This is a genomic window from Vibrio sp. 10N.222.52.C12 (genome assembly GCF_041474215.1).
GTDB classification, from domain to species: Bacteria; Pseudomonadota; Gammaproteobacteria; order Enterobacterales; family Vibrionaceae; genus Vibrio; species Vibrio crassostreae_C.
In genome coordinates this window covers 1-530 of sequence record NZ_JBFRTR010000222.1, presented here as the reverse complement: position 1 = coordinate 530, position 530 = coordinate 1, and the positions used below count along the sequence as shown (strand labels likewise).

Here is a 530-nt window from a genome sequence, read left to right as displayed (position 1 = left end):
CAGCACCCCAAGAAGTACCGGTCGCCAATGCAGTTAGAGAACAGATGATCATGGTCGCTAAAAGGAAGATAGAAGGGTGGATAGCTTTCAGACCATAGTAAATGATAGTAGGTACGATCCCGCCTGAGATCCAAGTACCAACAAGAGCGCCAACGGCTAAAAGTATTAAAACCGCGCCTAAGCCATTGGATATTCCTTTGAGTGCTGCTTTTTCTAAGTCTTTGTATTGGTGTCCAAGACGAATACCAAGAACCATGATAATGAACCAGCCAATATACAAGGCAAGTTGAATTGGAAGGTCAAGCTTTGCAGTAAAGGAAAAAGCAAGGGATAGAAATAGTCCTAACGCGATGAATACCTGCAATAGGTTCGGTAGGCGAGTTTTATTCTGCTTCATAAAAGCCTCTTGTGATTTCGAGCATTTATAGTGCTTCGTTATAGTGTGTGGTGCAAAACGGACACTACAGTAATTAGTTTATTATATCGAAAAAATACGCCCAAGTTGTGATATTTGACTGTTAACTCAATCA

The 530-nt window shown here is 41.1% G+C and carries 1 pseudogene; it reads right to left on the bottom strand.

Annotation, left to right across the window (positions count from 1 at the left end):
* A pseudogene (locus AB4623_RS23910) lies at positions 1–397 on the bottom strand (Na+/H+ antiporter NhaC); the annotation flags it as partial.
* Positions 398–530 lie beyond the last annotated feature (133 nt).